Source organism: Blastococcus sp. KM273129 (assembly GCF_021698995.1).
Lineage (GTDB): Bacteria > Actinomycetota > Actinomycetes > Mycobacteriales > Geodermatophilaceae > Blastococcus.
Genome location: NZ_SSXB01000063.1, coordinates 1 through 23,410, shown reverse-complemented (window position 1 = coordinate 23,410; position 23,410 = coordinate 1). Strand labels below are relative to the sequence as shown.

The window sequence follows — 23,410 nt, the reverse complement described above, 5'->3', positions numbered from 1 at the left end:
TCCTCCGGGTCCTCGGCCGTGCCCCCCTCCTCCGGGTCCTCGGCCGTGCCCCCCTCCTCCGGGTCCTCGGCCGTGCCCCCATCCTCCGGGTCCTCGGCGTCGTCCACCTCGGTCCAGGCGCCGCGCCCGGTGGCGGCGAGCTGCCAGTCCTCGTCGGTCAGGTCGGCCACCGCCGCGGTGACCCGGTGCAGGTCGTCCTCGTCGGTGAAGAAGGCGCCGTGGCTGCAGCAGCCGTCGTCCGGCCGCCCCGCCACCACGCCCGCGCAGCCCCGGCCGAACACGCAGGTCCAGGCCGAGGTGAGCCACGTGAGGTCGGCCCGCACGACGTGCTCGGGGTCGGCCGGGTCGGGGAACTCCACCCACTCACGGGCGAAGTCCGGTCCGACCTCGGCGGGGGGCTCGTCGTCCACCGGCCCAGCCTAGGAGGAGCCGCTGCTCCGCTCCGCTCGGCGCGAGCCCCGGGGCGGAGCCAGGCAGAATCGCCCCATGCGGCTGGGTGTGCTGGACGTCGGCTCGAACACGGTGCACCTGCTGGTGGTGGACGCCCACCGCGGTGCGCACCCCACGCCGATGCACGACGACAAGTCGGTGCTGCGGCTCGCGGAGCACGTGGGCAGGGACGACGTGCTCTCCAAGGCGGGGGAGAAGGCGCTGCTCATCGCGGTGCAGCGGGCCTGCGACCAGGCGGAGGCGCAGGGCTGCGACGAGCTGATGGCGCTGGTCACCTCGGCCATCCGGGAGGCGGCCAACGGCCTGGAGGTGCTGGACCGGGTCCGGCAGCGCACCGGCGTCGACCTCACGGTGCTCAGCGGCGAGGACGAGGCGCGGCTGACCTTCCTGGCGGTGCGGCGCTGGTTCGGCTGGAGCGCCGGCCGGCTGCTCGTCCTGGACATCGGCGGCGGCTCGCTGGAACTCGCCGCGGGCATCGACGAGGACCCCGACGTCGCCCTCTCCCTGCCCCTGGGCGCGGGGCGGATGAGCCGGCGCTTCCTGCCGCGGGCGGACGCGGGCGGCCGGCCCGACCTCGCGGCGCTGGAGGCCCTCTCCGCCCATGCCTCCGACCTGCTCGCGCCCGCCGCGGAGAAGATCGCCGCGGCCGGCCCGCCGGACCTGGTCGCCGCGACGAGCAAGACCTTCCGCACGCTGGCCCGCCTCGCCGGCGCCGCGCCGTCCGCGAGCGGGCTGCGGGTCCCGCGCGAGCTCACGGCGACCGGGCTGGGGCAGCTGGTCGGCTTCGTCTCCCGGATCGAGTCGTCGGCCCTGGCGGAGCTGCCCGGCGTGTCCGCCGCGCGGGCGCACCAGGTTCCCGCCGGCGCCGTCGTGGCTGCCGCTACTCTGCGTGCGCTCGACGTACCGTGCGTGCGGATCTGTCCGTGGGCGCTGCGCGAAGGGGTCATCCTCCGCCGGCTGGACTCGTTGGGAGGGGCGTGATGGCCGAACCGGACTGGAACCCGGACACCGGTGGGCGCTCGCTCGCCGAGATCCTGCGCGAGGCCGGCATCGAGTCCGCGGCGCGCACCGCCCGGCGCCGCCGCGCCGACGACGAGGACGACACGGGCATCCGCCAGCGGCGTGCCGATGCGGGCGCGGACCGGGCCGGCTACGGCCGGCGCCGGAGCGACCTGCGGGCTCCCGAGGCCGAGCCCCTGGCCACGCGGGCGGCCCGCCCGGCCGGCCGCGCCGCCGACCCCGCCACCGCCGCGATCCCGGGTCTGCGCCCGGACCGCAAGCCCGGTGTGCCGCACCCCTCCGGCCCGGTGCCCCCGCTGCGTCGTCCCGCCGAGGCGGCGGAGGCGGCCGGCGCGCAGCGCGGGCCCGACCGCCGGTCCGCCCGCGGGGCGACGGCGGCCGGCGCGCCCGCCCGCGACGGCGTGGCGTCCACCGGGCCGATCCCCGTGGTGCGCGGCGAGGACGCCGACCTCGACGCCACCCCGCGCGAGAGCGCCCTGGCCTGGCTCCGGTTCGCCGGCGAGCTGGTCATCGCCCTCGCGGCGGGGGTGGGCATCTACTTCGCCGCCACCGTGCTCTGGGAGCTGATCCCGCACCTGGCGGTCTTCCTGGCCCCGCTGGCCGTCACCGGCCTGGTGGTGGGGGTCAACGCGTGGCGCGAGCGCCAGGGCTCGGAACCGGTGGGGGCCCGCCTGCTCGCGGTCCTGGTGTTCGCCGGCACCCTGCTCACGATCGCCCCGGCGGCCACGCTCCTCGCGACGTCCTGACCCCGGGTCAGGCGTCGGCCGGCTCGGCGTCGCGCGAGGCGGCGAACTCGTCGACGATCGCCGCACCGAAGGCGTCGAGGTCGTCGGGCTTGCGGCTGGTCACGAGGTTCCCGTCGACCACGACCTCCTCGTCCACCCAGTTCGCCCCCGCGTTGCGCAGGTCGGTCTGCAGCGAGGGCCAGGAGGTCATCCGGCGGCCGCGCACCACCCCGGCCTCGATCAGCACCCAGGGGGCGTGGCAGATCGCCGCCACCGGCTTGCCCGCGTCGAAGAACGCCTTCACGAACGCCACCGCGTCGGCGTCGGCGCGCACGAAGTCCCCGTTGATGACGCCGCCGGGCAGGACCAGCGCCGCGTAGTCGTCCGGGTCCGCCGAGCCCAGGTCGGTGTCGACCGTCCGCCGCTCGCCCTTGTCGATGTGGTCGTAGGCGGTGATGGTGCCGGTCGAGAACGACACCAGCTCCGGCTCGGCGCCGGCCTCCTCGAGCGCCTGCCAGGGGCGGTCCAGCTCGACCTGCTCCACTCCGTCGGTGGCCAGCACGGCCACCCTCATCCCGTCCAGTTCTCCTGCCATGGGGCGGCGCTACCCGGGGCCCGGAGCCGGCACACGCCCGAGCACTACGGTTTCGGGCGTACCCGCCCGCCCGCGCCCCGCAGCGCGCCCGACAGCTGGGAGCACGTCATGCCCTGGGGAGAACCGACCGGGGAGCAGCGCCGCCTGCCTGCCGCCGGCCACGCCGTCCGCGCGCAGGTGCCCGCCCTGGGGGTGCGGCGGTGACCGCCACCGGCCGCCGTGGCCTGGCCATCGTCGGCGGCGGGAAGATCGGTGAGGCGCTGCTGTCCGGTCTGGTCCGGCGCGGCGGGGCCGACGGGCTGCTCGTCGTCGAGCGAAGCCCGGAGCGCGCCGCCGAGCTGACCGGGCGCTACGGGGTCCCCGCGGTGGAACTCGGCGAGGCCGCGGCCCGGGCGCGGGTGCTGCTGCTGGCGGTCAAGCCGCAGGACATCGACGCCCTCCTCGGGCTGGTCGCCGAGCACGTCGACGACGGGCACCTCGTCGTCTCCGTCGCCGCGGGCGTGCCCACGGCGCGGATCGAGGCGGCGCTCCCGTCCGGCGTCCCGGTCGTGCGGGTCATGCCGAACACCCCCGCGCTCGTGGACGAGGGCATGAGCGTGCTCTCGGCCGGTGCGCACGCGGGGGAGCAGGACCTCGACGAGGCGGAGGCGCTGCTGGCGGCGGTCGGGCAGGTGCGCCGGGTGCCGGAGACGCAGCAGGACGCCGTCACCGCGCTGTCGGGCAGCGGGCCCGCCTACTTCTTCTACCTGGTCGAGGCGATGGTCGACGCCGGCATCCTGCTGGGGCTGCCGCGCGCGCTGGCCGCGGACCTCATCGTGCAGACGGCCCTGGGCGCCGCGGTGATGATGCGCGACTCGGGGGAGCACCCGGTCCAGCTGCGCGAGGCGGTCTCCAGCCCCGGCGGCACGACGATCGCCGCCATCCGGGAGCTGGAGAAGCACGGCGTCCGGGCCGCGCTGATGGCCGCGATCGAGGCGGCGCACGCGCGCTCCGTCGAGCTGGGCCGCGACAGCTCCTGACGGCGACGCCGACGACGAGGCGGGACGACGGCGCCGGTCGACAAGTCCTGACGTCGACCGGCTCCGACGCGGTGCCGGCGCCTTCCCGTGTCGACACGTCGACGAGCACCCGTCGTGAGCGGGCGAACACGGTAGTGCACCTCCGGGTGAAACGACGTCACCCCGCGTCACCCACTTCTCACCGTGTCGCGAAACGCGCCGGAACGCGTGTGCACCGTGTTGCATAGGTGTAGTTCTGCCTAGGACGGACCGGTCCGCCTGTTCGTTTCACCCATCGCTTCAGTCACGCGCGTCCCCTTACTCTCAGTACCAGCGCGTGCGTGTTCAGTTGCCGGTGGGGAAGCCGGCGCCACGACACGAGCTAGGTACCGGAGACGAAGACATGACCATGCCCCAGCGCCACGCTGCCGCCACCGTCGTCCGCCCGGGGATGCCCGTCCCCCGCCAGATGGGTCGCCCGATGACCGCCGCGGCCGTCGCCCGCCCCGTGCCGGCCCAGCACCCCGCCGCCATGCCGATCGGCCGCCCCGCGGTCCCGGCCCCCCGCGCCGCCGTCACCTTCCTGACCGTGGCCGAGGTCGCCGCCATGATGCGCGTCTCCAAGATGACGGTGTACCGCCTGGTCCACGCGGGCGAGCTCTCCGCCGTCCGCGTCGGTCGCTCGTTCCGCGTGCCGGAGCGCGCCGTCCAGGACTACCTGCGCGACGCCTACACCGACATCGCCTGAGGGACGGGAGCGCGACAGCGCCGTCGCCTCCGAGGACACCCCGCCCCTCGTCCCGGCTCGTCCGGGTCGGCCGGGGCGGGAACGACGGCCGGCTCCACCCGACGGGAGCCGGTGGCTCGCCGCATGATCGCGTCGAGCGCGCCCTGCGGGGTGCGCGGAGGCGTGACGAAACGGCTCGGTGCGACACGGGGTGCGCCAGCCGGCCGCGGTGTCGCCCGGAGGGCGACAGTGTCATCGCCGCGCTGCGGCTCGGGTACGCTCGGTCGCCGGGCGACGGCAGGGCAGGCTCTGCGGCCGCGTTCGAGCTGATCATTTCGAAGTCGGGAGACACACGTGGGTTCGGTCATCAAGAAGCGGCGCAAGCGGATGGCGAAGAAGAAGCACCGCAAGCTGCTGAAGAAGACGCGCGTCCAGCGCCGCAACAAGAAGTGAGCTGAGGCTCGTGCCGCCTGCGGTCGTCCTCGTCACCGGCGTGAGCCGGTGGCTGGGTGGCGCGCTGGCGGCCGAGCTCGCCTCCGATCCGCGCATCGAGCGGGTCATCGGGGTGGACACCGTCCCCCCGTCGCCGGCCGTGCTGCGCCGGCTGGGTCGCACCGAGTTCGTCCGTGCCGACATCCGCAACCCGCTGATCGGCAAGGTCATCGCCGCGGCGTCGGTCGACACCGTGGTGCACATGAACATCAGCTCCACCCCCGCCGGCTCCGGCGGGCGGGTGCCGATGAAGGAGCTCAACGTCATCGGCACGATGCAGCTGCTGGCGGCCTGCCAGCGCGCGTCGTCGGTCCGCCGGTTCGTCCTCAAGTCAACCAGCGCGGTCTACGGCGCCTCGTCGCGTGACCCGGCGGTCTTCACCGAGGCCATGCAGGCGCGCCAGGTGCCCGCCGGCGGCTTCGCCCGCGACAGCGTCGACATCGAGGGCTACGTGCGCTCGTTCGGCCGCCGCCGTCCCGACGTCGACGTGGCCGTGCTCCGGTTCACCAACTTCATCGGCCCCCGCATCGACTCGCTGCTGACCGGCTTCCTGCGCATGCCGCTGGTGCCGACGGCCCTGGGGTACGACGCCCGGGTCCAGCTCCTGCACGAGGACGACGCGCTCGCCGCGCTGACCCGGGCGACCACCGGTGAGTTCGCCGGCACGGTCAACGTGGGCGGCGAGGGCACCCTCCTGCTCTCGCAGGCCATCCGCCGGCTGGGCCGCCTCGAGGTCCCGGTGCCGACGCCCGCCCTGGGCTCGGTCGGCCGGCTGTCCCGCCGGTTCGGCTTCGTCGACTACTCCCCGGAGCAGATGCGCTTCCTCAACTTCGGCCGCGTGGTGGACACGACGGTGCTCCGCCGCGACTTCGGCTACACCCCGCGGTACAGCACCGCCGCGGCGCTGGCCGACTACGCGCGCACCGTGCCGCCCGTCCTGGACCCGGCCGTGGTGCGGGCGGCGGGGGGTGGCCTGCGCGCGCTGCTCGGGCGGATCGGCGACACCGCCTCGGCCGTGGAGCACCGGTTGCGCCCGGCCCCGCCGTCCCCGGCGCTGCGGGCGGTGCGCGATGCCTGAGGCCCGGGTGATCCGGCTGCGCCCCGAGGACGACGAGCCCCGCGTGAGCGCGCCTCCGTCGCCCCCGGGGTGGGAGGAGCAGCTGGCCGGCGCGGTCGAGTTCCTGCAGCGGCGGCTGACCGGTGAGTACGAGACCGACGAGTTCGGGCTCGACCCCGACCTCGCCGACCACGTCCTGCTGCCGGCGCTGCGCCCGCTGTTCCGGTCCTGGTTCCGGGTGGAGACCTCCGGCCTGGAGAACGTGCCCTCGGACAGCGGCGCCCTCGTGGTGGCCAACCACTCCGGCACGCTGCCGATCGACGCGCTCATGACCACCGTGGCGCTGCACGACGAGCACCCGGCCGGCCGCCGGTTCCGCCTGCTCGGCGCCGACCTGGTCTTCGAGCTGCCGGTCGTCGGCGCGCTGGCGCGAAAGTTCGGCGCCACCCTCGCCTGCAACGAGGACGCCGAGCGGCTGCTCACCGGCGGCGAGCTGGTCGGCGTCTTCCCGGAGGGTTTCAAGGGCATCGGCAAGCCGTTCCGCGAGCGCTACACGCTGCAGCGCTTCGGCCGGGGCGGCTTCGTCTCCGCGGCCCTGCGCACCGGGGCGCCGATCATCCCGTGCGCCATCGTGGGCGCCGAGGAGATCTACCCGATGGTCGGCAACGCCCGCACCCTCGCCCGGCTCCTCGGGCTGCCCTACTTCCCGGTCACACCGACCTTCCCGCTGCTGGGTCCCCTCGGCCTGGTGCCGCTGCCCTCGAAGTGGTTGATCGCCTTCGGTGCGCCGATCGAGACGGCGTCCTACGGCCCGGCCGCCGCGGAGGACCCGATGCTGGTGTTCAACCTGACCGACCAGGTGCGCGAGACCATCCAGCACTCGCTGTACCAGCTCCTCCTGCGGCGCCCGGGCGTCTTCGCCCGCTGACGACCTCCGCAGGGGTCTACCAGGGCAGCTTGTTGCGCCGCCGCAGCGCCACCGCGCCCCCGACGAGCCCGCCGGAGAGCGCGGCCGCCGCCACCGTGGGGACGCCGATCTTCGCCGCCTTCCGGCCGGTGCGGAAGTCGCGGATCGTCCAGCCGCGGGCCCGGGCCGCTGCCCGCAGCTCGGTGTCGGGGTTCACGGCGACGGCGGTGCCGGTCAGGGAGAGCATGGGCAGGTCGTTGGCCGAGTCGCTGTAGGCGGTGCACCGGGACAGGTCCAGCCCCTCCCGCTCGGCCAGCGCCAGGACCGCCTCGGCCTTCGCCGGCCCGTGCATGAGCTCCCCGACCAGACGGCCGGTGTACCGCCCGTCGACGATCTCCGAGACGGTGCCCAGCGCCCCGGTCAGGCCCAGCCGCTGGGCGATGATCGACGCCAGCTCCACCGGCGTCGCCGTCACCAGCCACACCCGCTGCCCGGCGTCGAGGTGCTGCTGGGCCAGCGCGCGGGTGCCCGACCAGATGCGGTCGGCCATCAGCTCGTCGTAGATCTCCTCACCGGCCTGCTGGATCTCGGCGACCTCGCGGCCGGCGACGAAGGCCAGGGCGTTCTCGCGGATGGTGAGCATGTCGTCGGCGCTCTCGTTGCCGGCGATGCGGAACTTCGCCTGCTGCCAGACGAACCGGGCGAGGTCCCGGTTGGAGAAGTACTTCCGCGCCGCCAGCCCGCGGGCGAACCAGAACAGCGACGCGCCCATCATCATCGTGTTGTCGACGTCGAAGAACGCGGCGGCGGTGAGGTCGGGCTCGACGGCGGGCGGGCTCGCGACCTCGGCGGCCGCCGCGGAGGCGGCGCCGGCGACGTGGGCGCGGGTCTCCCCGGCGGGCTGCGTGGCGCGGCGACCGCGCACCGACAGTCGCGGCACGACGACCTCCCTCACTCGATCCGGCTCGACGGTCCCGGGGCTGGCCCCGCCGCGGCCCGGGCACCGCTCCGTCGACCCTAGCCGGGGCGTTGCCCCCGGTCAGTTCCCGGTCAGCACTCACCCACGGTGATCAGCGGGGGCAGGCAGACCTCCAGCGGGCCGGGCAGCGGGACGGCCACCACCGGCGGGGGCGTGCTGGCGCTCGGCCCGGTGACGGGGCGCTCGGGCTGCGGCAGGTCGGGCACCGGCGGCCGGGGGAGGGTGCGCGGCGTGGGCGTCGGGCTGCCCGTGCGCACGTCCGGCCCGGGTCGCTGCGGTTCGCCGGCTGGCGGGCTGCCGGACGCCGGAGGCGCCGCCGGCACCGGCGGTGTGGACGGCCCCGCCGACGGCGGGACGTCGGCGGGGGTGCCGGCGACGGGCGGGACCGTGCCGGGGGGCTCCTCGACGACGGCCACCGGCGTGTCGGCGAGGCAGATCCCGGGGACCGGGCCCAGGGCGTCGTCCCCCGCCACGGCCGGCCCGGTCGGGCACCGCAGCGCCCCGCGGAGCTCCTCCACCCGGGTGGCCAGGGTGCCCAGCAGGTCGGTCGAGCGCGCGTACGCGGGGGCTGCGCCGGCCGGCACCTCGCCGGCCAGGGCGGCCAGCCCGCCGGACTGCCCGGCGGTCCAGCGGGACAGCACCTCCAGCGGCGCGGTGTCGACCGACCGGACGGCCTGGGCGGTGAGCCAGCCGACTGCCTGGGTGGTGTGCTCGTCCATGGTCCGCAGGGTGCGCTCGACCAGCACCGGGTCCCCGGTCCCGACGAGGAGGGCCAGCTCCTCCAGCCGGGTGCCGGCCAGCTCCAGGAGGGTCTGCCCGCGGCTGTCGCCGGCCAGCGCCAGCTGCGTCTGCTCGGTGCCGCGCTTGAGGTCGTAGAGGGGGTCGCCCGGCTGCGCGCCGGCCGCGACGGCGACCAGGGCGGCCAGGCCGGTCACCCCGACCGCCGCGCCGGCGAGCCCGGCGGTGATCCGTCCCCGCCACCGCGACGGGGGTCGGTCCACGGCCCGGGCGGCCAACAGCCGGTGGCGCAGGGAGCGCGGCGCCGGCTCGGGCGTGCGGACGGCGGCCATCGCCACCAGCCGGGCGCGCGACCGGGACCGGAACTGGGGATCGGGACCGGTGTCGAGCTGGTCGGCGAGGGACTCCAGACGGGCGATGACCGCGGTCCCGGTGTCGGGGCCGGTCGGGGTCGAGCCGTCCTCGGGCCGGATCACCCGCCACCTCCCGTCCTCGCCTCGGCGCACGTCCCGCTCGCGACGGACGCCCGCCGCGACCTGCCCAACGACGGGGCGGGCCCGCCGGTTACGGCCGGTCGCGGCGCGGTGGTCACCGCAGGCCCTCGGGGAGCAGGCTCGCCAGCCGCCGGACCGCCCGGTGCTGGAGCGCCTTGATCGCGCCGTCCTTCTTGCCCATGATCTCGGCAGTCTCGGCGACGGACAGACCGTGCAGGAACCGCAGCACGATGCACTCCTGCTGCTCGCTCCCCAGCTGCCTCACGCAGGCCAGCAGCTGCTCGTTCGTGAGGTGCTGCAGCACGGCGTCCTCGGGGCCGTCGGTGGCCCGGTCGGCGTCCCGCATGTCCGCGGTGCTGACCTCCAGCCGGAAGCGGCTGCTCTTCACCTGGTCGCGGATGATGTTGCGGGCGATCGTCACCAGCCAGGCGCCGACGTCGCGGCCCTGGAACGACAGCGAGTCGATCCGCCGCAGCGCGCGCACGAAGGTCTCGCTGGTGACGTCCTCGGCCGTCGCCCGGTCGCCGACCCGGTGGTAGGCGTACCGGTGCACCAGCGTCACGTAGTGGTCGTAGAGCCGGCCGAACGCCTCGGCGTCACCCGCCTGGGTGCGGCGCACCAGCTCCCACACGTCCACGTCGCCGGCCGCGACGGGGCCGGGGTCGGCGGCCGCGATCTCCGCGAGCTCCGCGACGACCTCGGTCGCCAGCTCCGCGGCGGCGGGCGGCGGGGGCGCGGGCAGGGCCTCGGCGCTGGCCCGGGGGAACGGTGTCGGACGCGGGCGGGAGCCGGCGCCGGCCGACCGCTCGGCGTCCAGGGGGTGCGGCATGCGGGGCGTTCGACCTCCTCCTCGGCCCGCTCTGCCTGGACCGTCCTGGTTTCGCCGGGCGCGCCGGAGGGCGCGCGCGGGCTGCGGCACGGGCCCCATGGTGACAACATCGCCCGTGCCCGTCCACGGCAGCCTGCCCCCGCGCGTCCCCGGGCGCACGGCGGGCCGGGCTGCGCGCCGTCCCGACGACAGGAGCTACCCGTGCCCGAGGCAGGCACCTCGCTGGCCGCGCTGGTCCGCGCCGCCGCGCAGCGCGACCCCGACGCCCCCGCCGTGGTGGCCGGGGGCCGCCGGCTCAGCTGGGCGGAGCTCGACGCGGCCGCGGACCGGGTCGCGGCGGGCTACGCCGGCCGCGGGCTCCGGGCGGGGGACCGGGTCGCCGTCCAGCTGCCCAACGGGGTGGACTGGCTGCGCGCGGTGCTGGGCGGGCTGCGCGTGGGCCTCGTCGTCGTCCCGGTGAACACCGCCTACACCGACCCGGAGCTCGAGCACGTGCTCACCGACTCCGGCGCCTCGCTGCTGGTCGCGCCCGGCACGCGCGACGAGCTGGCCGGGGTGCCGGTCTGTCCCGGTCCGCCGGAGGCGGAGGGGCCGGTGCCCGCGGTGCCCGACGACCCCGCCGCGCTGGCCTTCCTCTGCTACACGAGCGGGACCACCGGCCGGCCGCGGGGCGCGATGCTCACCTCGGGTGCGCTGCGCGCCAACCAGGAGCAGTGCCTGGCCATGACCCCGCCGCCGGTGCGCTCCGACGACCGGGTGCTGCTGGTGCTGCCGCTCTTCCACGTGTACGGCCTCAACGCCGGCTTCGGCCTGGTCGCGGCCACCGGCGCCTGCGCCGTGCTGCAGGAGACCTTCGACCCGCGGGCCTCGCTGGCGCTCATGGCCGAGGAGCGGGTCACCACGGTGCCGGGGGCGCCGCCGATGTACCAGGCCTGGCTCGCCGCGGCCGACGCCGGCAACCGCGCGGACCCCGCCCACCCCGACGCCGAGCTGCGCCGCGCGTTCGCCGCTGTCCGCATCGCCTCCGCCGGTGCCGCGCCGCTGCCCGAGGAGGTGTGGACGGCGATGCGCGAGCGCGCCGGCGTCACGGTCTGGGAGGGCTACGGCCTCACCGAGGCCGCGCCCGTCGTGGCCAGCACCCTCGCCACCGGGCGGGCCAAGCCCGCCTGCATCGGCGGCCCGGTGCCGGGGCTGGAGCTGGTGCTGCGCGACACCGCCGCCGCGGCGCCGCTCCCGGGCGACGACGACGCCGGCACGGAGGGCGCCGAGGACAGCGCCGACGAGGGGCCCGGCGAGATCTGGGTGCGCGGCCCCAACCTGTTCTCCGGCTACTGGCCCGACGGGGCCGACGGGCCGGACGCCGACGGCTGGCTCGGCACCGGTGACCTCGCCTACCGCGACGCCGAGGGCGACCTGCACCTGGTGGACCGGCGCAGCGACCTGGTGCTCGTCAGCGGTTTCAACGTCTACCCGGCCGAGGTGGAGCGCGTCCTGGACCAGCACCCGGCCGTGCTGGAGAGCGCGGTGATCGGCGTCCCCGACGCCCGCACCGGGTCCGCGGTGCGCGCCGTCGTCGCCCTGGCGCCGGGGGAGCGGCTGACGGTGGGGGAGCTGCAGGCCCACGCGGCGGGGTCGCTGGCCCGCTACAAGGTGCCGACGTCGGTGCACTTCCTCCCGTCGCTGCCGCACTCGCTCACCGGCAAGGTCAGCCGTGCCCGGCTGCGCGAGCTGGGGCTCACGGGCACCACCGATCCTGCGGCGTCGGCGGAGGGCGAGGAGGGCACCGGTGGCTGAGCGGCTGGAGCTGCTGGTGCGCCAGGGCTGCCACCTGTGCCTGACCGCGGCCGAGCAGCTGGCCCCGATCGCCGCGAGCGCCGGCCTGGCGCCGGTGGAGGTCGACGTCGACACCGACCCGGAGCTGCAGGCCGAGTACGGCGACCGGGTGCCGGTGCTGCTGGTCGACGGCCGGGAGCACTCCTACTTCACGCTCGACGTCCCCCGGCTGCGCCGGGACCTCGGCCTGCCGGAGGGCTCGGCGGGCTGACCCCCCGTCCGGGTGGCGGCGCCCCGGTGGTTACGGTGGTGTCCGCCACATCTCTGGGCGGATCGGTCCAGGTCAGCGGCCCGTTGCCGCCCTGGGGACTTTGTTCCTGCGTTCACAAGCGGTTACCGTGGCGGACGCGAGCGCGTCGAGCGCCCGCGTCCCCGATGTCGCAGCCCCGCCCCCGGCGCCCGCCGGGCCCCCGGGTGCGACCGCTGTGGAGAGCCCGTGATCCAGCCGCGGCCCCGGTCGATCCCGGAGGCCACCGTCGCCCGCCTGGCCGTGTACCTGAGGGTGCTGACCAGCTTCGCCGACGGCGGCCGGACGACCGTCTCCTCCGGCGACCTCGCCTCCGCGGCCGGCGTCAACCCCGCCGGGCTGCGCAAGGACCTCTCGCACCTGGGGTCCTGCGGCGTCCGCGGGGTCGGCTACGACGTGCGGGCGCTGCGCGAGCGGATCGCCCGCGTGCTGGGCGCCGAGCGCTCGCGGGCCTGCGTGCTCGTGGGCCTCGGCAACCTCGGTTCGGCGCTCGCCGACTACGCGGGGTTCGGCAGCCGCGGCTTCGAGTTCGTCGGCCTGCTCGACGCCGCCCCGGACCGCATCGGCCAGTGCATCGGCGGGCTGACCGTGCGCGACGTGGCCGACCTGGAGGCGGTCGTGGCGGCCACCGAGGCCTCCATCGGGGTCATCGCGACGCCGGCCGACGTCGCCCAGCAGGTCTGCGACCGGCTCGCCGCGGCCGGGGTGAGGAGCATCTTGAACTTCGCGCCGGTGACCCTGTCGGCCCCGGCGGGCGTCGACGTCCGCCACGTCGACCTCTCCGTGGAGCTGCAGGTGCTCGCCTTCCTGAGCCAGCAGCGGGTGCCCGTGGGGGAGGCGTCGGCATGAGCCTCCTGGCGGTGGGCGTGAGCCACCAGACCGCACCGGTCGCACTGCTGGAGCAGTTCGCGATGGGCGCCGACGACCGGGTCAAGGCGTTGCACGAGCTCGTCGGCAGCGACCACGTCAGCGAGGCGCTGGTGCTGGCCACCTGCAACCGGGTGGAGGTCTTCGCCGAGGTCGAGCGGTTCCACGGCGGCGTCACCGACGTCAGCCGCGTGCTGGCCCGCCAGGCCGGCGCCACGGTCGAGGAGCTCTCCCCGTACGTGACCGTGCACTACGAGGACCAGGCGGTGGCCCACCTGTTCACCGTGGCGGCCGGGCTGGACTCCATGGTGGTCGGGGAGACCCAGGTGCTGGGCCAGCTCCGTGCCGCCTACGCCCTCGCCCGCGAGGAGGGCACGGTCGGTCGCGCCCTGCACCCGGTCGCCCAGCGCGCGCTGCGCGTGGGCAAGCGGGTGCACTCCGAGACCGGCATCGACCGGGCCGGTGCGTCGCTGGTCTCGGTCGCCCTCGACCGGGCCGAGGCCCGCATCGGTGCGCTCGCCGGCCGCCCCGTCCTCGTCGTCGGCGCGGGCTCCATGGGCGCGCTCGCCGCCACCACGCTGGCCCGCCGCGGCGCCGACGTGGTGGTCAGCAGCCGCACCCCGGCGTCGGCCGGGCGGCTGGCCGAGGCGGTCGGGGGCCGCGCCGCGCCGCTGTCGCGCATGGGCGGGGAGATCGCCGCCGCGGACGTGCTGGTCACCTGCACCGGCGCCACCGGGCTGGTCGTGGGCACCGACGTCGTCGCCCCGGCGATGACCGGCCGCCGGGACCGGCCGCTGGTGGTCATCGACCTCGCGCTGCCCCGCGACGTGGACCCCGGCGTCGCCGCCCTGCCCGGCGTGCACGTCGTCGACCTGGCCCTCCTCCAGGGCGAGCGGCACGACGGCCTTGCCACCGCCGGCCCGGTGGCGGCCGACGACATCAGCGCCGCCCGCGCGATGATCGAGGCGGAGGCGGCGCTGCTGCGCGCCGAGCGGCAGGCCGCCGAGGTGGGGCCCACCGTCTCCGCGCTGCGCAGCCAGGCGGCCGAGGTGGTCGACGCCGAGCTGCTGCGGCTCGCCGGCCGGCTGCCCGACCTGGACGCGCGCGCCCGCGCCGAGATCTCCCGCACGGTCCGCCGCGTCGTCGACAAGCTGCTGCACGAGCCCACCGTGCGGGTCAAGGAACTGGCCGCCACGCCGGGTGGAACCGACTACGCGGGCGCGCTGCGGGCACTGTTCGGGCTGGGCATCGACGCCGACGTCACCCCCGGTGCCGGCCGGCTGGCCGACGCCGTCACCGTCGACCCCGACCGCCCGGGAGGCCCGGCATGACCGCCACCGACGTGCAGGTCACCGCGACCGCGGCGGCGGGCGCCGCGACCCCGCTGCGGCTGGGCACCCGGGCCAGCGTGCTCGCGCAGACCCAGTCCCGCGCGGTCGCCGACGCCCTGACCGCGGCCACCGGCGTGCCGGTCGAGCTGGTGCTGATCAGCACCGAGGGCGACCGGTCCTCGGCGGCGATCGCCCAGCTGGGCGGCACCGGCGTGTTCGTGACGGCGATCCGCCGCGCCCTGCTGGACGGCGAGGTGGACCTCGCCGTGCACAGCTACAAGGACCTGCCCACCGCGCCCGAGCCGGGGCTCGCCCTCGCCGCCGTGCCCGTGCGGGAGGATCCGCGCGACGCCCTGGTGGCCCGTGACGGGCTGACCCTCGGCGAGCTCCCGCCCGGTTCGCGGATCGGCACCGGCGCCCCGCGGCGCGTGGCCCAGCTGCGCGCCCTCGGCCTCGGCCTGGAGGTCGTGCCCATCCGCGGCAACGTCGACAGCCGGCTCGCCCGGGTGGCCGGTTCGCCCGGCGGCCCCGGTGACCTGGACGCCGTCGTCCTGGCCCGGGCCGGACTGAGCCGGATCGGCCGCACCGACCGGATCACCGAGACCCTCGACCCGCTGCAGGTGCTCCCCGCCCCGGCCCAGGGGGCCCTGGCCGTGGAGTGCCGGACCAGCGACGCCCGCACCCGCGAGCTCCTGGGCCGGCTCGAGGACGCCGCCACGCGCGCCTGCGTGGTGGCCGAGCGCGCCACCCTGGCCGCGCTCGAGGCCGGGTGCAGCGCCCCGGTCGCCGCCTACGCCGAGGTCGCCGAGGGGGAGACCGGCCCCGAGCTGTTCCTCCGGGCCTCGGTGACCGCCATCGACGGCAGCGACTCCGTCCGCGGCTCGGCCACCGGCGCGCCGGCCGACGCCGCGGCGCTCGGCCGGGGCCTCGCCGCGGAGCTGCTCGACCGGGGCGCCGCCGCGCTGATGGCGGCCGGCGAGTGACCCCCCACCCCACCCAGACCCCAGAAGACGCCCGAGCGACTCGGGCCATACCAGACGCCCGACCTCGTCGGGCCAGGATCAGGAGCACGCCATGACGCGCTTCCGCAAGACCGCGGGCCAGTCCGGCCGGGTCGTGTTCGTCGGCGCCGGCCCGGGTGACCCGGGCATGCTCACCGCCCGCGCGAGCGCCGCGCTGGCCGAGGCGGCGGTGGTGCTCGTCGACCCCGACGTCGCCTCCGCCGTCCAGGACGCCGTCCGCGAGGCCAACCCGGAGGCCGAGCTCACGCCGGTGTCCGGCGAGCCCGCGGAGGTGGCCAAGGGCGCCGTGGCGGCCGCGAAGAACGGCGCCGTCGTCGTCCGGCTCGTCACCGGTGACCCCTACACCTCCGACGACGTGGTCAAGGAGGTGCTCGCCGTCGGCCGCACCTCGGTGCCCTTCGACGTGGTGCCGGGGGTCGCCACCGCCACCGCCGTCCCCGCCTTCGCGGGCGTCGCGCTGGGCAGCACCGCGGTGACCGCGGACCTGCGCACCGACGTGGACCTGCCCGCGCTGGCCGGCGCCGCCGCCGGTACGGGGGGCACGCTGGTGCTCCAGGGCACCGCCGACCAGCTCCCCGACGCCGCCGTGCGCCTGGTGGAGGGCGGCCTGGCCGGCAGCACCCCGGTGGTCGTCACCACCGGCGGCTCGGGCACCGGCCAGAAGAGCCTGGTGACCAAGCTGGCCGCCGTGGCGGAGAAGACCGCCGGGCTCGACCCGCTCAGCGGGCCGGTGGTGGCCACCGTCGGCGCCGCCGTCGACAAGCGCGCCCGGCTCTCCTGGTGGGAGAGCCGCCCGCTGTTCGGCTGGCGGGTGCTCGTGCCGCGCACCAAGGACCAGGCCGGGGAGATGAGCGACCGGCTGCGCGCCTACGGGGCGGTGCCGGTGGAGGTGCCGACGATCGCCGTGGAGCCGCCGCGCAGCCCCGCGCAGATGGACCGCGCCATCAAGGGCCTGGTCACCGGCCGCTACGGCTGGATCGTCTTCACCTCGGTGAACGCGGTGAAGGCCGTGCGGGAGAAGTTCGTCGAGCTGGGCCTGGACGCCCGCGCCTTCGCCGGCGTGAAGGTCGCCTGCGTCGGCGAGCAGACCGCCGACGCGGTCCGGGAGTTCGGCATCCAGCCGGAGCTGGTGCCCACCGGGGAGCAGTCCAGCCAGGGCCTGCTCGCCGACTTCCCCGAGTACGACGACGTGCTCGACCCGATCGAGCGGGTGCTGCTGCCCCGCGCCGACATCGCCACCGAGACCCTCGCGGCCGGGCTGGTCGAGCGCGGCTGGGAGATCGACGACGTCACCGCCTACCGGACCGTGCGGGCCGCCCCGCCGCCGGCCGCGGTGCGCGAGGCGATCAAGGGCGGCGGCTTCGACGCCGTCTGCTTCACCTCGTCCAGCACCGTCCGCAACCTCGTCGGCATCGCGGGCAAGCCGCACGCCAAGACCGTCGTCGCGGTGATCGGCCCGGCGACGGCGGCCAGCGCGCAGGAGTTCGGCCTGCGGGTCGACGTGCAGCCCGAGACGGCCGCCGTCGGGCCGCTGGTGGACGCGCTCGCCGAGCACGCCCTGTCGCTGCGCGAGGCGGAGGACGGCGAGGGCAGGTGACGGGCGCGGGCGGCGGGGCGGGACGGCTGCAGGGAGCCAGCCCGGGCTTCGCGCGCGGGCGCCGGCTGCGGTCGACGCCCGCGCTGCGGCGGCTGACCGCGCAGACCCGGGTGGCCCCGGCCGACCTGGTGCTGCCGGTCTTCGTCAAGGAGGGCATCGACGAGCCGGTCGCGATCGGCTCGATGCCCGGCGTCGTCCAGCACACCCAGGACTCGCTGCGGAAGGCCGCGCACGAGGCGGCCGAGGCCGGCATCGGCGGGCTCATGCTCTTCGGCATCCCGTCGGGCAAGGACCCCGTCGGCTCGCAGGCCGACGCCGCCGACGGCGTGGTCAACGTGGCGCTGCAGCACCTGCGGGCGGACCTCGGCGACGAGCTGGTGCTGATGGCGGACCTCTGCCTGTGCGAGTACACCGACCACGGGCACTGCGGTGTGGTCACGCCCGCGGGCGTGGTCGACAACGACCCGACGCTGGACCGGTACGCCGCGGTGGCGATCGCGCAGGCGCAGGCCGGCGCCCACCTCGTCGCGCCGAGCGGGATGATGGACGGCCAGGTGGCGGCGATCCGCGCCGGGCTGGACAGCGCGGCGTTCACCGAGGTGCCGATCCTGGCCTACGCGGCCAAGTACGCCTCCGGCTTCTACGGGCCGTTCCGCGAGGCGGCCGAGGGCGCGCCGCAGTTCGGCGACCGGTCGACCTACCAGATGGACCCGCCGAACGCCGACGAGGCGCTGCGCGAGGTGGCGCAGGACCTCGCCGAGGGCGCCGACGCGGTCATGGTGAAGCCGGCGCTGCCCTACCTGGACATCGTGGCGCGGGTCGCCGGGGCGGTGCAGGTGCCGGTGAGCGCCTACCAGGTCAGCGGCGAGTACGCGATGGTCGAGGCGGCCGCCGCCAACGGCTGGGTGGACCGCGAGCGGGCGATCCTCGAGACGCTGGTCGCCATCCGCCGTGCGGGCGCCGGTCAGGTGCTCACCTACTGGGCCGTCGAGGCAGCGCGGCTGCTGGCCCGCTGAGCCCGGGGTGGGCGGGGACATGACGTACGTCGAGCCCGGGGGCTCCTGGCGGCCGTTCTGGCTGGTCGCCGGGGTCCTCGGGCTCTTCGCCGTCTGGGACCTGCTGCTGCCCGGTCCCGACGTCCCCCCGCTGGCCTGGGTGCTCACGCTGGTCGCGGTGCCGGGCGTGGTCGCGATCGGCTGCCTCTCGGCCCGCCGGGTGTGGACCGTGCGGGTGGACGCCGACGGCCTGGCGGTGGGCCGCGAGCGGGTGCCGCTGGGTGACGTCGACGCGAGCGCGCTGCGCGGTGCCGACGCCGGGGTGGACGCCGGCGCCCCCGTCCTCGGCGGGGGCTGGTCGCTGCCGCGCGGCCGCACGGGGCTGCCGCTGCGGCTGGCCGGCGGCCGGACGGTGCTGGTCCCGACGCGGGACCCGGCGGCGCTGCGGGCCGCCCTGCTCGGGGGTGTGCGCGATGCCTCCGACCGCTCGCCCGACGCAGAGGGCACACTGGGGACGTGACCTCGTTGGACAGCCCGCCCTACACCTACGAGGCCCCCGTCTCGGCCGGCCTCTTCGCCCGCGGTCAGGCGATCACCCCGGGCGGCGTGAACAGCCCGGTGCGGGCCTTCCGCGCCGTGGGCGGCACGCCGCGCTTCATGGCCGAGGGCTCGGGTCCCTGGCTCACCGACGCCGACGGGCGGCGCTACGTCGACCTGGTCAGCTCCTGGGGGCCGATGATCCTGGGTCACGCGCACCCCGCGGTCGTCGAGGCGGTGACCGCGGCCGCCCGCCGCGGGCTCTCCTTCGGCGCCCCCACCGAGGGCGAGCTCGAGCTCGCCGAGGAGATCCGCAGCCGGGTGGCCCCGGTGGAACGGGTCCGGCTGGTCAACTCGGGCACCGAGGCGGTGCTCTCGGCCGTGCGCCTGGCCCGCGGCGTGACCGGCCGGCCGCTGCTGGTCAAGTTCGCCGGCAACTACCACGGGCACGTCGACGCGCTGCTGGCCTCGGCCGGGTCGGGCGTGGCCACGCTCGGGCTGCCCGACACCCCCGGGGTGACGACCGGCGCCGCCGCCGACACGGTCGTGCTGCCGTACAACGACGTCGCCGCCGTCGAGGCGGTCTTCGCCGAGCGGGGGTCGCAGATCGCCGCGGTCGTCAGCGAGGCCGCGCCCGGCAACATGGGCGTCGTGCCCCCGCTGGACGGGTTCAACGCCGAGCTGCGGCGGATCACCGCCGCGCACGGGGCGCTGCTGGTGCTCGACGAGGTCATGACCGGCTTCCGCGTCTCGCGGTCGGGCTGGTACGGCCTGGACCCGGTCGACGCCGACCTGTTCACCTTCGGCAAGGTCATGGGCGGCGGGCTGCCGGCCGCGGCGTTCGGCGGCCGGGCCGACCTCATGGACCACCTCGCGCCCAGCGGGCCGGTCTACCAGGCGGGGACCCTCTCGGGGAACCCGGTGGCGGTCGCGGCGGGGCTGGCCACGCTGCGCAACTGCACCGACGAGGTCTACGCGCGCTGCGACGAGGTCTCCGCGGTGCTGCGCGGCGCCGCCAGCGCGGCGCTGTTCGCCGCCGGGGTGCCGCACCGGGTGCAGCAGGCCGGCAGCATGTTCTCGGTCTTCTTCGTGCCCGACGAGCGGCAGGTGCGCGACTACGACGACGCCCGCACGCAGGACGTCTCCCGCTACACCGCGTTCTTCCACGCGCTGCTGGCGCGCGGGGTCTACCTCCCGCCGTCGGCGTTCGAGGCGTGGTTCGTCAACGCCCAGCTCGACGGCGAGGCGCTGGACCGCGTGCTCGAGGCGCTGCCCGCCGCGGCCCGCGCCGCCGCCGAGGTCGACACCCACCGCACCGGCGCGGTCGACAGCGAGCGCTCCTCGTGACCACCACCGTCGTCCACCTCCTCCGGCACGGCGAGGTGCACAACCCCGCCGGCGTGCTCTACGGCCGGCTGCCCGGGTACCGGCTGTCCGCCGCCGGCGAGGCCATGGCGGTCGCGGCCGCGGAGTGGTTCCGCGGGCGGGACGTCGTCCACCTGGTGTCCAGCCCGCTGGAGCGGGCCCGGCAGACCATCCGCCCGCTGGCCGAGGCCACCGGGCTGGAGGTCGCCGTCGACGAGCGGATCATCGAGGCGGGCAACGCCTTCGAGGGCACGGTCGTGGGCCGCGGGGGCGGCGTCTTCCGGGCCCCCCGCAACTGGTGGAAGCTGCGCAACCCCATCGCGCCCTCCTGGGGCGAGCCCTACGTCGAGATCGCCGCGCGGATGATCGCCGCGGTCGAGGCCGCCCGGGACGCCGCGCGGGGCCACGAGGCGGTGCTGGTCAGCCACCAGCTGCCCATCTGGACCACCCGGCTGCACGTCGAGGGGCGCCGCTTCGCCCACGACCCGCGCCGCCGCCAGTGCTCGCTGGCCAGCGTCACCTCGCTCACCTACGAGGACGACCGCTTCGTCGGCGTCACCTACGCCGAGCCGGCCGGCGCCACCGACCCCGACGCGGTGCCGGGCGCATGAGGCGGGTGCTCACGGCCGTCCTCGCGGCGGCGCTGCTCACCGGGTGCAGCACGGGTTCGGACGCCGTCGACGTCAACAACGGCGGGGAGTTCCGCTTCGTGGCCGGTACCCCGGCCGGCGAGGTGATCCCGCCCGCCGAGCGGCAGGCCGCCCCGCGGTTCACCGGCGAGCTGCTCGACGGCGGCTCGTTCGACTCGGCCACGCTGGACGGCGAGATCGCGGTCATCAACTTCTGGGGTTCCTGGTGCCCGCCCTGCCGGGTGGAGACGCCGGAGTTCGAGGAGGTCTACGGCGAGGTGGGGGCCGAGGGCGTGGAGTTCCTCGGGATCAACGTCAAGGACGACCGGCAGCTCGCGCAGGCCTTCCTGGACGGCGGGGAGATCACCTTCCCGTCGCTGTTCGACCCGCGCGGCGAGGTCGCCCTCGCCTTCCGGGACTACCCCGCCAACGCCATCCCGTCCACCATCGTGCTGGACCGGGAGGGCCGGGTGGCCGCGGTGTACACCGCCGCCGTGCAGCAGGACGACCTGCGGACGGTGCTGGACCAGGTGCTGGCGGAGGGGATCTGACCGTGGGCGAGACCTTCGCCGGCCTGGTCGCCGACGGGCCGCTGCTCGTGGCGGCCGGCGTCGCCGCGCTCGTGGGGCTGATCAGCTTCGCCTCCCCGTGCGTGCTGCCGCTGGTCCCCGGCTACCTGTCCTACGTCACCGGCCTGGTCGGCAGCGGTGCCCGCACGGCCGCACCCGCGCCCACCGCCACACCCGCCGGCGGCGGGACGGCGACGGCGGTGCGCGCGCCGGTGGACGAGCGCGCGCCGCGGGGCCGCATGGTGCTCGGCGCGCTCCTGTTCGTGCTCGGCTTCACCCTCGTCTTCGTGGCCTTCGGCGCCGCGTTCGGCGGCCTGGGCCGGCTCCTGGTGGAGCACGCCGACACCCTCAACCGGGTCTTCGGCGCGATCACCGTCGTCGTCGGGCTGGGCTTCCTGGGCTGGCTGCCGCTGCTGCAGCGCACCAAGCGCCTCACCGCCCGCCCGGTCGCCGGGCTGGCGGGCGCCCCGCTGCTCGGCATCGTCTTCGGGCTGGGCTGGACGCCGTGCCTGGGGCCGACGCTCGGCGCGGTGTACTCGCTGGCGGTCTCCGAGGCGACCGCCGGCCGCGGCGCGCTGCTCGGCGTCGCGTACTGCCTGGGGCTGGGCGTGCCCTTCCTGCTGGTCGCGCTCGGCGCCCGCTGGGCGGTCGGCGCCACCTCGTTCCTGCGCCGGCACGCCCGCGCGGTCACCCGCTTCGGCGGCGCCGTGCTGGTGCTGATCGGGCTGCTGCTGCTCACCGGCGCGTGGACCGAGATGATGGGCTGGCTGCGCGCGTGGCTGGCCGCCACCGGCCTCGGGGAGTCGGCGCTGTGAGCGTCGAGGCACCCTCGCGCCCGGCCGCGCCCGCCCCGCCGCCGGGGCCCTCCGCGGGCCGGCGGTTCGGCGGGCTGCTGCTGCGCTGGTGGCGGCGGCTGACCGCCATGCGGACGGCGATCGTGCTGCTGTTCCTGCTGGCGCTGGCGGCCGTGCCGGGCTCGCTGCTGCCGCAGCGCTCGCTGTCGCAGAACAACGTCAACCAGTACTTCGCCGACCACCCCGAACTCGCCCCGGTGCTCGACCGGCTGTACCTGTTCGACGTCTTCAGCTCGCCGTGGTTCGCGGCGGTCTACCTGCTGCTGTTCGTCTCGCTGATCGGCTGCGTCGTGCCGCGCGCCGCCGAGCACGCCCGCGCGCTGCGCACCCCGCCGCCGCCGGCCCCGCGCAACCTGCTCCGGCTCCCCGACGCCGGCCGCCTCGCCACCCCCTCCGACCCCGGCGCCGCGCTCGACGTCGTCGAGGAGGAGCTCCGGGTGCGCCGCTTCCGCGTCGTCCGCCGCGAGGGGGCGCGCGGCCCGGAGCTCTCCGCGGAGAAGGGCTACCTCAAGGAGACCGGCAACCTGGTCTTCCACCTCTCCCTGCTCGCCCTCCTGCTCGGCCTCGCCGGCGGGAAGCTGTGGGGCTACGAGGGCAGCATCCTGGTCACCGAGGGGCAGGGCTTCTGCAACTCGTTCCAGCAGTACGACACCTACTCCGCGGGCCCGCTGGTGGACAGCGGCGACCTCAACGCCCTCTGCGTCGACCTCGACCAGTTCACCGCCGAGTACGAGGAGAACCTCACGGCGGCCTCGTTCACCGCCGACATCCGCTACGGCGCCCCGGCCGGCGAGGAGCGCTCCCGCACCATCGGCGTGAACGACCCGCTGCGCCTCGACGGCGACCGCGTCTACGTCACCGGCCACGGCTTCAGCCCGTCGTTCACCGTCACCGTCCCGGACGGGACCACCTTCACCGACCTGACCGTGCCCTTCCTGCCCACCGACCAGGGGACGATGGCCAGCGAGGGCGCGCTCAAGCTGCCCGACGTCCCGGGGCAGGAGGAGCAGCTGGCGCTGGAGGGCTTCCTCGCCCCGACGGGTCTGGTGCAGGGCGGTGTGCTCACGTCGATCGACCCGCGGCCCCTGGCCCCGCAGGTGGCGCTGATCGCCTACTCCGGCTACCTCGGCCTGGACTCGGGGCTGCCGCAGTCGGTGTACTCCATCGACCAGAGCCAGATCGAGCGCGGCCGGCTCACCGAGGTCGGCTCGGCGAACCTCTCGGTGGGGGAGTCGTTCGACCTGCCCGACGGCACCCGCATCACCTTCAGCGGGGTCAAGGAGTTCGCCGCCCTGCAGTACTCGCACGACCCCGGGCAGCTCTGGGTGCTGGGCGCCTCGATCGTCCTCCTGGGCGGGCTGCTCGGCATGCTGCTGCTCCGCCGCGAGCGCGTCTTCGCCCGGGCCGAGCCCGCCGGCGACGGCGACGGTACCGTGCTCACGCTGGCGTCGCTGACGCGCGGCGGTGGTGAGGGCGGCTCGCGCTTCGAGGCCCTGTCCGACGACCTGCGGGACGCGCTGGCCGCGCGCCACCCGCCGGCCGAAGGCCAGCTG

General features: G+C 76.3%; 24 protein-coding genes and 1 pseudogene. 20 read left to right on the top strand and 5 right to left on the bottom strand.

What is annotated here, in order from left to right; genetic code table 11:
- A pseudogene (locus E9565_RS16230) lies at positions 1–410 on the bottom strand (hypothetical protein); the annotation flags it as partial.
- A gap of 76 nt (positions 411–486) precedes the next feature.
- Between E9565_RS16230 and E9565_RS16225 the strand changes: the two are divergent.
- Together E9565_RS16225 and E9565_RS16220 are read left to right on the top strand one after the other, a co-directional pair.
- Positions 487–1,431: a hypothetical protein gene (locus E9565_RS16225; protein ID WP_236827200.1), complete on the top strand. Its 945-nt coding sequence runs from the start codon at positions 487–489 to the stop codon at positions 1,429–1,431.
- A complete protein-coding gene (locus tag E9565_RS16220; protein ID WP_236827199.1) occupies positions 1,431–2,216 on the top strand; it encodes a hypothetical protein in 786 nt (261 codons plus the stop codon). The genes E9565_RS16225 and E9565_RS16220 overlap by 1 nt, the downstream gene beginning before the upstream one ends.
- A gap of 7 nt (positions 2,217–2,223) precedes the next feature.
- Here the strand turns inward: E9565_RS16220 and E9565_RS16215 are convergent, their stop codons facing one another.
- Positions 2,224–2,790, bottom strand: coding sequence for a type 1 glutamine amidotransferase domain-containing protein (locus E9565_RS16215; protein ID WP_236827198.1), 567 nt, complete (start codon positions 2,788–2,790; stop codon positions 2,224–2,226).
- A gap of 200 nt (positions 2,791–2,990) precedes the next feature.
- On the opposite strand from E9565_RS16215, the gene proC reads away from it, so the two are divergent.
- The 5 genes from proC (at position 2,991) to E9565_RS16190 (ending at position 6,992) form a co-directional block, all read left to right on the top strand.
- Positions 2,991–3,809, top strand: coding sequence for a pyrroline-5-carboxylate reductase (gene proC, locus E9565_RS16210; protein WP_236827197.1), 819 nt, complete (start codon positions 2,991–2,993; stop codon positions 3,807–3,809).
- Between the two features lie 511 nt (positions 3,810–4,320).
- Positions 4,321–4,536 (top strand): helix-turn-helix domain-containing protein, encoded by a 216-nt coding sequence (locus E9565_RS23615; protein WP_374201438.1) that lies wholly within the window; start codon positions 4,321–4,323, stop codon positions 4,534–4,536.
- 333 nt (positions 4,537–4,869) lie between these two features.
- Positions 4,870–4,968 carry a 30S ribosomal protein bS22 gene (locus tag E9565_RS16200; RefSeq protein WP_012854759.1) on the top strand — a complete coding sequence of 33 codons (99 nt, stop codon included), beginning with the start codon at positions 4,870–4,872 and terminating at the stop codon, positions 4,966–4,968.
- Between the two features lie 10 nt (positions 4,969–4,978).
- Positions 4,979–6,085, top strand: coding sequence for an NAD-dependent epimerase/dehydratase family protein (locus E9565_RS16195; protein ID WP_236835882.1), 1,107 nt, complete (start codon positions 4,979–4,981; stop codon positions 6,083–6,085).
- Entirely contained in the window at positions 6,078–6,992 is a 915-nt protein-coding gene (locus E9565_RS16190; RefSeq protein WP_236827194.1) for a lysophospholipid acyltransferase family protein, read from the top strand. Before E9565_RS16195 ends, E9565_RS16190 begins: the two co-directional genes overlap by 8 nt.
- A 16-nt stretch (positions 6,993–7,008) precedes the next feature.
- On the opposite strand, the gene E9565_RS16185 is transcribed toward E9565_RS16190, so the two are convergent.
- The 3 genes from E9565_RS16185 to E9565_RS16175 form a co-directional block, all read right to left on the bottom strand.
- Positions 7,009–7,911, bottom strand: coding sequence for an HAD family phosphatase (locus tag E9565_RS16185; protein ID WP_236827193.1), 903 nt, complete (start codon positions 7,909–7,911; stop codon positions 7,009–7,011).
- Between the two features lie 110 nt (positions 7,912–8,021).
- Positions 8,022–9,164: a DUF5667 domain-containing protein gene (locus tag E9565_RS16180; protein ID WP_236835880.1), complete on the bottom strand. Its 1,143-nt coding sequence runs from the start codon at positions 9,162–9,164 to the stop codon at positions 8,022–8,024.
- A gap of 112 nt (positions 9,165–9,276) precedes the next feature.
- Positions 9,277–10,011 carry a sigma-70 family RNA polymerase sigma factor gene (locus E9565_RS16175; protein WP_236827191.1) on the bottom strand — a complete coding sequence of 245 codons (735 nt, stop codon included), beginning with the start codon at positions 10,009–10,011 and terminating at the stop codon, positions 9,277–9,279.
- Positions 10,012–10,212: 201 nt separating this feature from the next.
- Between E9565_RS16175 and E9565_RS16170 the strand changes: the two genes are divergently transcribed.
- The 13 genes from E9565_RS16170 to E9565_RS16110 all read left to right on the top strand — a co-directional run.
- Positions 10,213–11,805: an AMP-binding protein gene (locus tag E9565_RS16170; protein ID WP_236835879.1), complete on the top strand. Its 1,593-nt coding sequence runs from the start codon at positions 10,213–10,215 to the stop codon at positions 11,803–11,805.
- On the top strand, positions 11,798–12,055 hold the full coding sequence (locus E9565_RS16165) for a glutaredoxin family protein (RefSeq protein ID WP_236827189.1): 258 nt from the start codon (positions 11,798–11,800) through the stop codon (positions 12,053–12,055). The genes E9565_RS16170 and E9565_RS16165 overlap by 8 nt, the downstream gene beginning before the upstream one ends.
- Before the next feature lie 225 nt (positions 12,056–12,280).
- Positions 12,281–12,940 (top strand): redox-sensing transcriptional repressor Rex, encoded by a 660-nt coding sequence (locus E9565_RS16160; RefSeq protein WP_236827188.1) that lies wholly within the window; start codon positions 12,281–12,283, stop codon positions 12,938–12,940.
- Entirely contained in the window at positions 12,937–14,289 is a 1,353-nt protein-coding gene (locus E9565_RS16155) for a glutamyl-tRNA reductase (RefSeq protein WP_236827187.1), read from the top strand. Before E9565_RS16160 ends, E9565_RS16155 begins: the two co-directional genes overlap by 4 nt.
- Positions 14,286–15,272, top strand: a complete 987-nt coding sequence (hemC, locus tag E9565_RS16150; RefSeq protein ID WP_236827186.1) for a hydroxymethylbilane synthase — start codon at positions 14,286–14,288, stop codon at positions 15,270–15,272. Before E9565_RS16155 ends, hemC begins: the two co-directional genes overlap by 4 nt.
- Before the next feature lie 91 nt (positions 15,273–15,363).
- Complete coding sequence (locus tag E9565_RS16145) at positions 15,364–16,908, top strand: uroporphyrinogen-III synthase (RefSeq protein WP_236827185.1); 1,545 nt, start codon at positions 15,364–15,366, stop codon at positions 16,906–16,908.
- On the top strand, positions 16,905–17,924 hold the full coding sequence (gene hemB / locus E9565_RS16140; RefSeq protein WP_236835877.1) for a porphobilinogen synthase: 1,020 nt from the start codon (positions 16,905–16,907) through the stop codon (positions 17,922–17,924). The genes E9565_RS16145 and hemB overlap by 4 nt, the downstream gene beginning before the upstream one ends.
- Positions 17,925–17,943: 19 nt before the next feature.
- Positions 17,944–18,423, top strand: a complete 480-nt coding sequence (locus tag E9565_RS16135) for a DUF4175 domain-containing protein (RefSeq protein ID WP_236835875.1) — start codon at positions 17,944–17,946, stop codon at positions 18,421–18,423.
- Positions 18,420–19,787 (top strand): glutamate-1-semialdehyde 2,1-aminomutase, encoded by a 1,368-nt coding sequence (hemL, locus tag E9565_RS16130; protein ID WP_236827182.1) that lies wholly within the window; start codon positions 18,420–18,422, stop codon positions 19,785–19,787. Before E9565_RS16135 ends, hemL begins: the two co-directional genes overlap by 4 nt.
- Complete coding sequence (locus E9565_RS16125; RefSeq protein ID WP_236827181.1) at positions 19,784–20,416, top strand: histidine phosphatase family protein; 633 nt, start codon at positions 19,784–19,786, stop codon at positions 20,414–20,416. Before hemL ends, E9565_RS16125 begins: the two co-directional genes overlap by 4 nt.
- Positions 20,413–20,985, top strand: a complete 573-nt coding sequence (locus E9565_RS16120) for a TlpA disulfide reductase family protein (RefSeq protein WP_236827180.1) — start codon at positions 20,413–20,415, stop codon at positions 20,983–20,985. The genes E9565_RS16125 and E9565_RS16120 overlap by 4 nt, the downstream gene beginning before the upstream one ends.
- Positions 20,986–20,987: 2 nt before the next feature.
- Positions 20,988–21,818, top strand: a complete 831-nt coding sequence (locus E9565_RS16115; protein ID WP_236827179.1) for a cytochrome c biogenesis CcdA family protein — start codon at positions 20,988–20,990, stop codon at positions 21,816–21,818.
- A partial coding sequence (locus tag E9565_RS16110; protein ID WP_236835873.1) for a cytochrome c biogenesis protein ResB occupies positions 21,815–23,410 on the top strand: 1,596 nt, incomplete at its 3' end. The genes E9565_RS16115 and E9565_RS16110, both read left to right, overlap by 4 nt.

Excerpts from the sequence above, each read along its gene's own strand:
- E9565_RS16225 (WP_236827200.1), top strand. The coding sequence starts at position 487 with ATGCGGCTGGGTGTGCTGGACGTCGGCTCGAACACGGTGCACCTGCTG.
- E9565_RS16220 (WP_236827199.1), top strand. The coding sequence starts at position 1,431 with ATGGCCGAACCGGACTGGAACCCGGACACCGGTGGGCGCTCGCTCGCC.
- E9565_RS16215 (WP_236827198.1), bottom strand. The coding sequence starts at position 2,790 with ATGGCAGGAGAACTGGACGGGATGAGGGTGGCCGTGCTGGCCACCGAC.
- E9565_RS23615 (WP_374201438.1), top strand. The coding sequence starts at position 4,321 with ATGCCGATCGGCCGCCCCGCGGTCCCGGCCCCCCGCGCCGCCGTCACC.
- E9565_RS16190 (WP_236827194.1), top strand. The coding sequence starts at position 6,078 with ATGCCTGAGGCCCGGGTGATCCGGCTGCGCCCCGAGGACGACGAGCCC.
- E9565_RS16175 (WP_236827191.1), bottom strand. The coding sequence starts at position 10,011 with ATGCCGCACCCCCTGGACGCCGAGCGGTCGGCCGGCGCCGGCTCCCGC.
- E9565_RS16155 (WP_236827187.1), top strand. The coding sequence starts at position 12,937 with ATGAGCCTCCTGGCGGTGGGCGTGAGCCACCAGACCGCACCGGTCGCA.
- hemC (WP_236827186.1), top strand. The coding sequence starts at position 14,286 with ATGACCGCCACCGACGTGCAGGTCACCGCGACCGCGGCGGCGGGCGCC.
- E9565_RS16145 (WP_236827185.1), top strand. The coding sequence starts at position 15,364 with ATGACGCGCTTCCGCAAGACCGCGGGCCAGTCCGGCCGGGTCGTGTTC.
- E9565_RS16135 (WP_236835875.1), top strand. The coding sequence starts at position 17,944 with ATGACGTACGTCGAGCCCGGGGGCTCCTGGCGGCCGTTCTGGCTGGTC.
- E9565_RS16120 (WP_236827180.1), top strand. The coding sequence starts at position 20,413 with ATGAGGCGGGTGCTCACGGCCGTCCTCGCGGCGGCGCTGCTCACCGGG.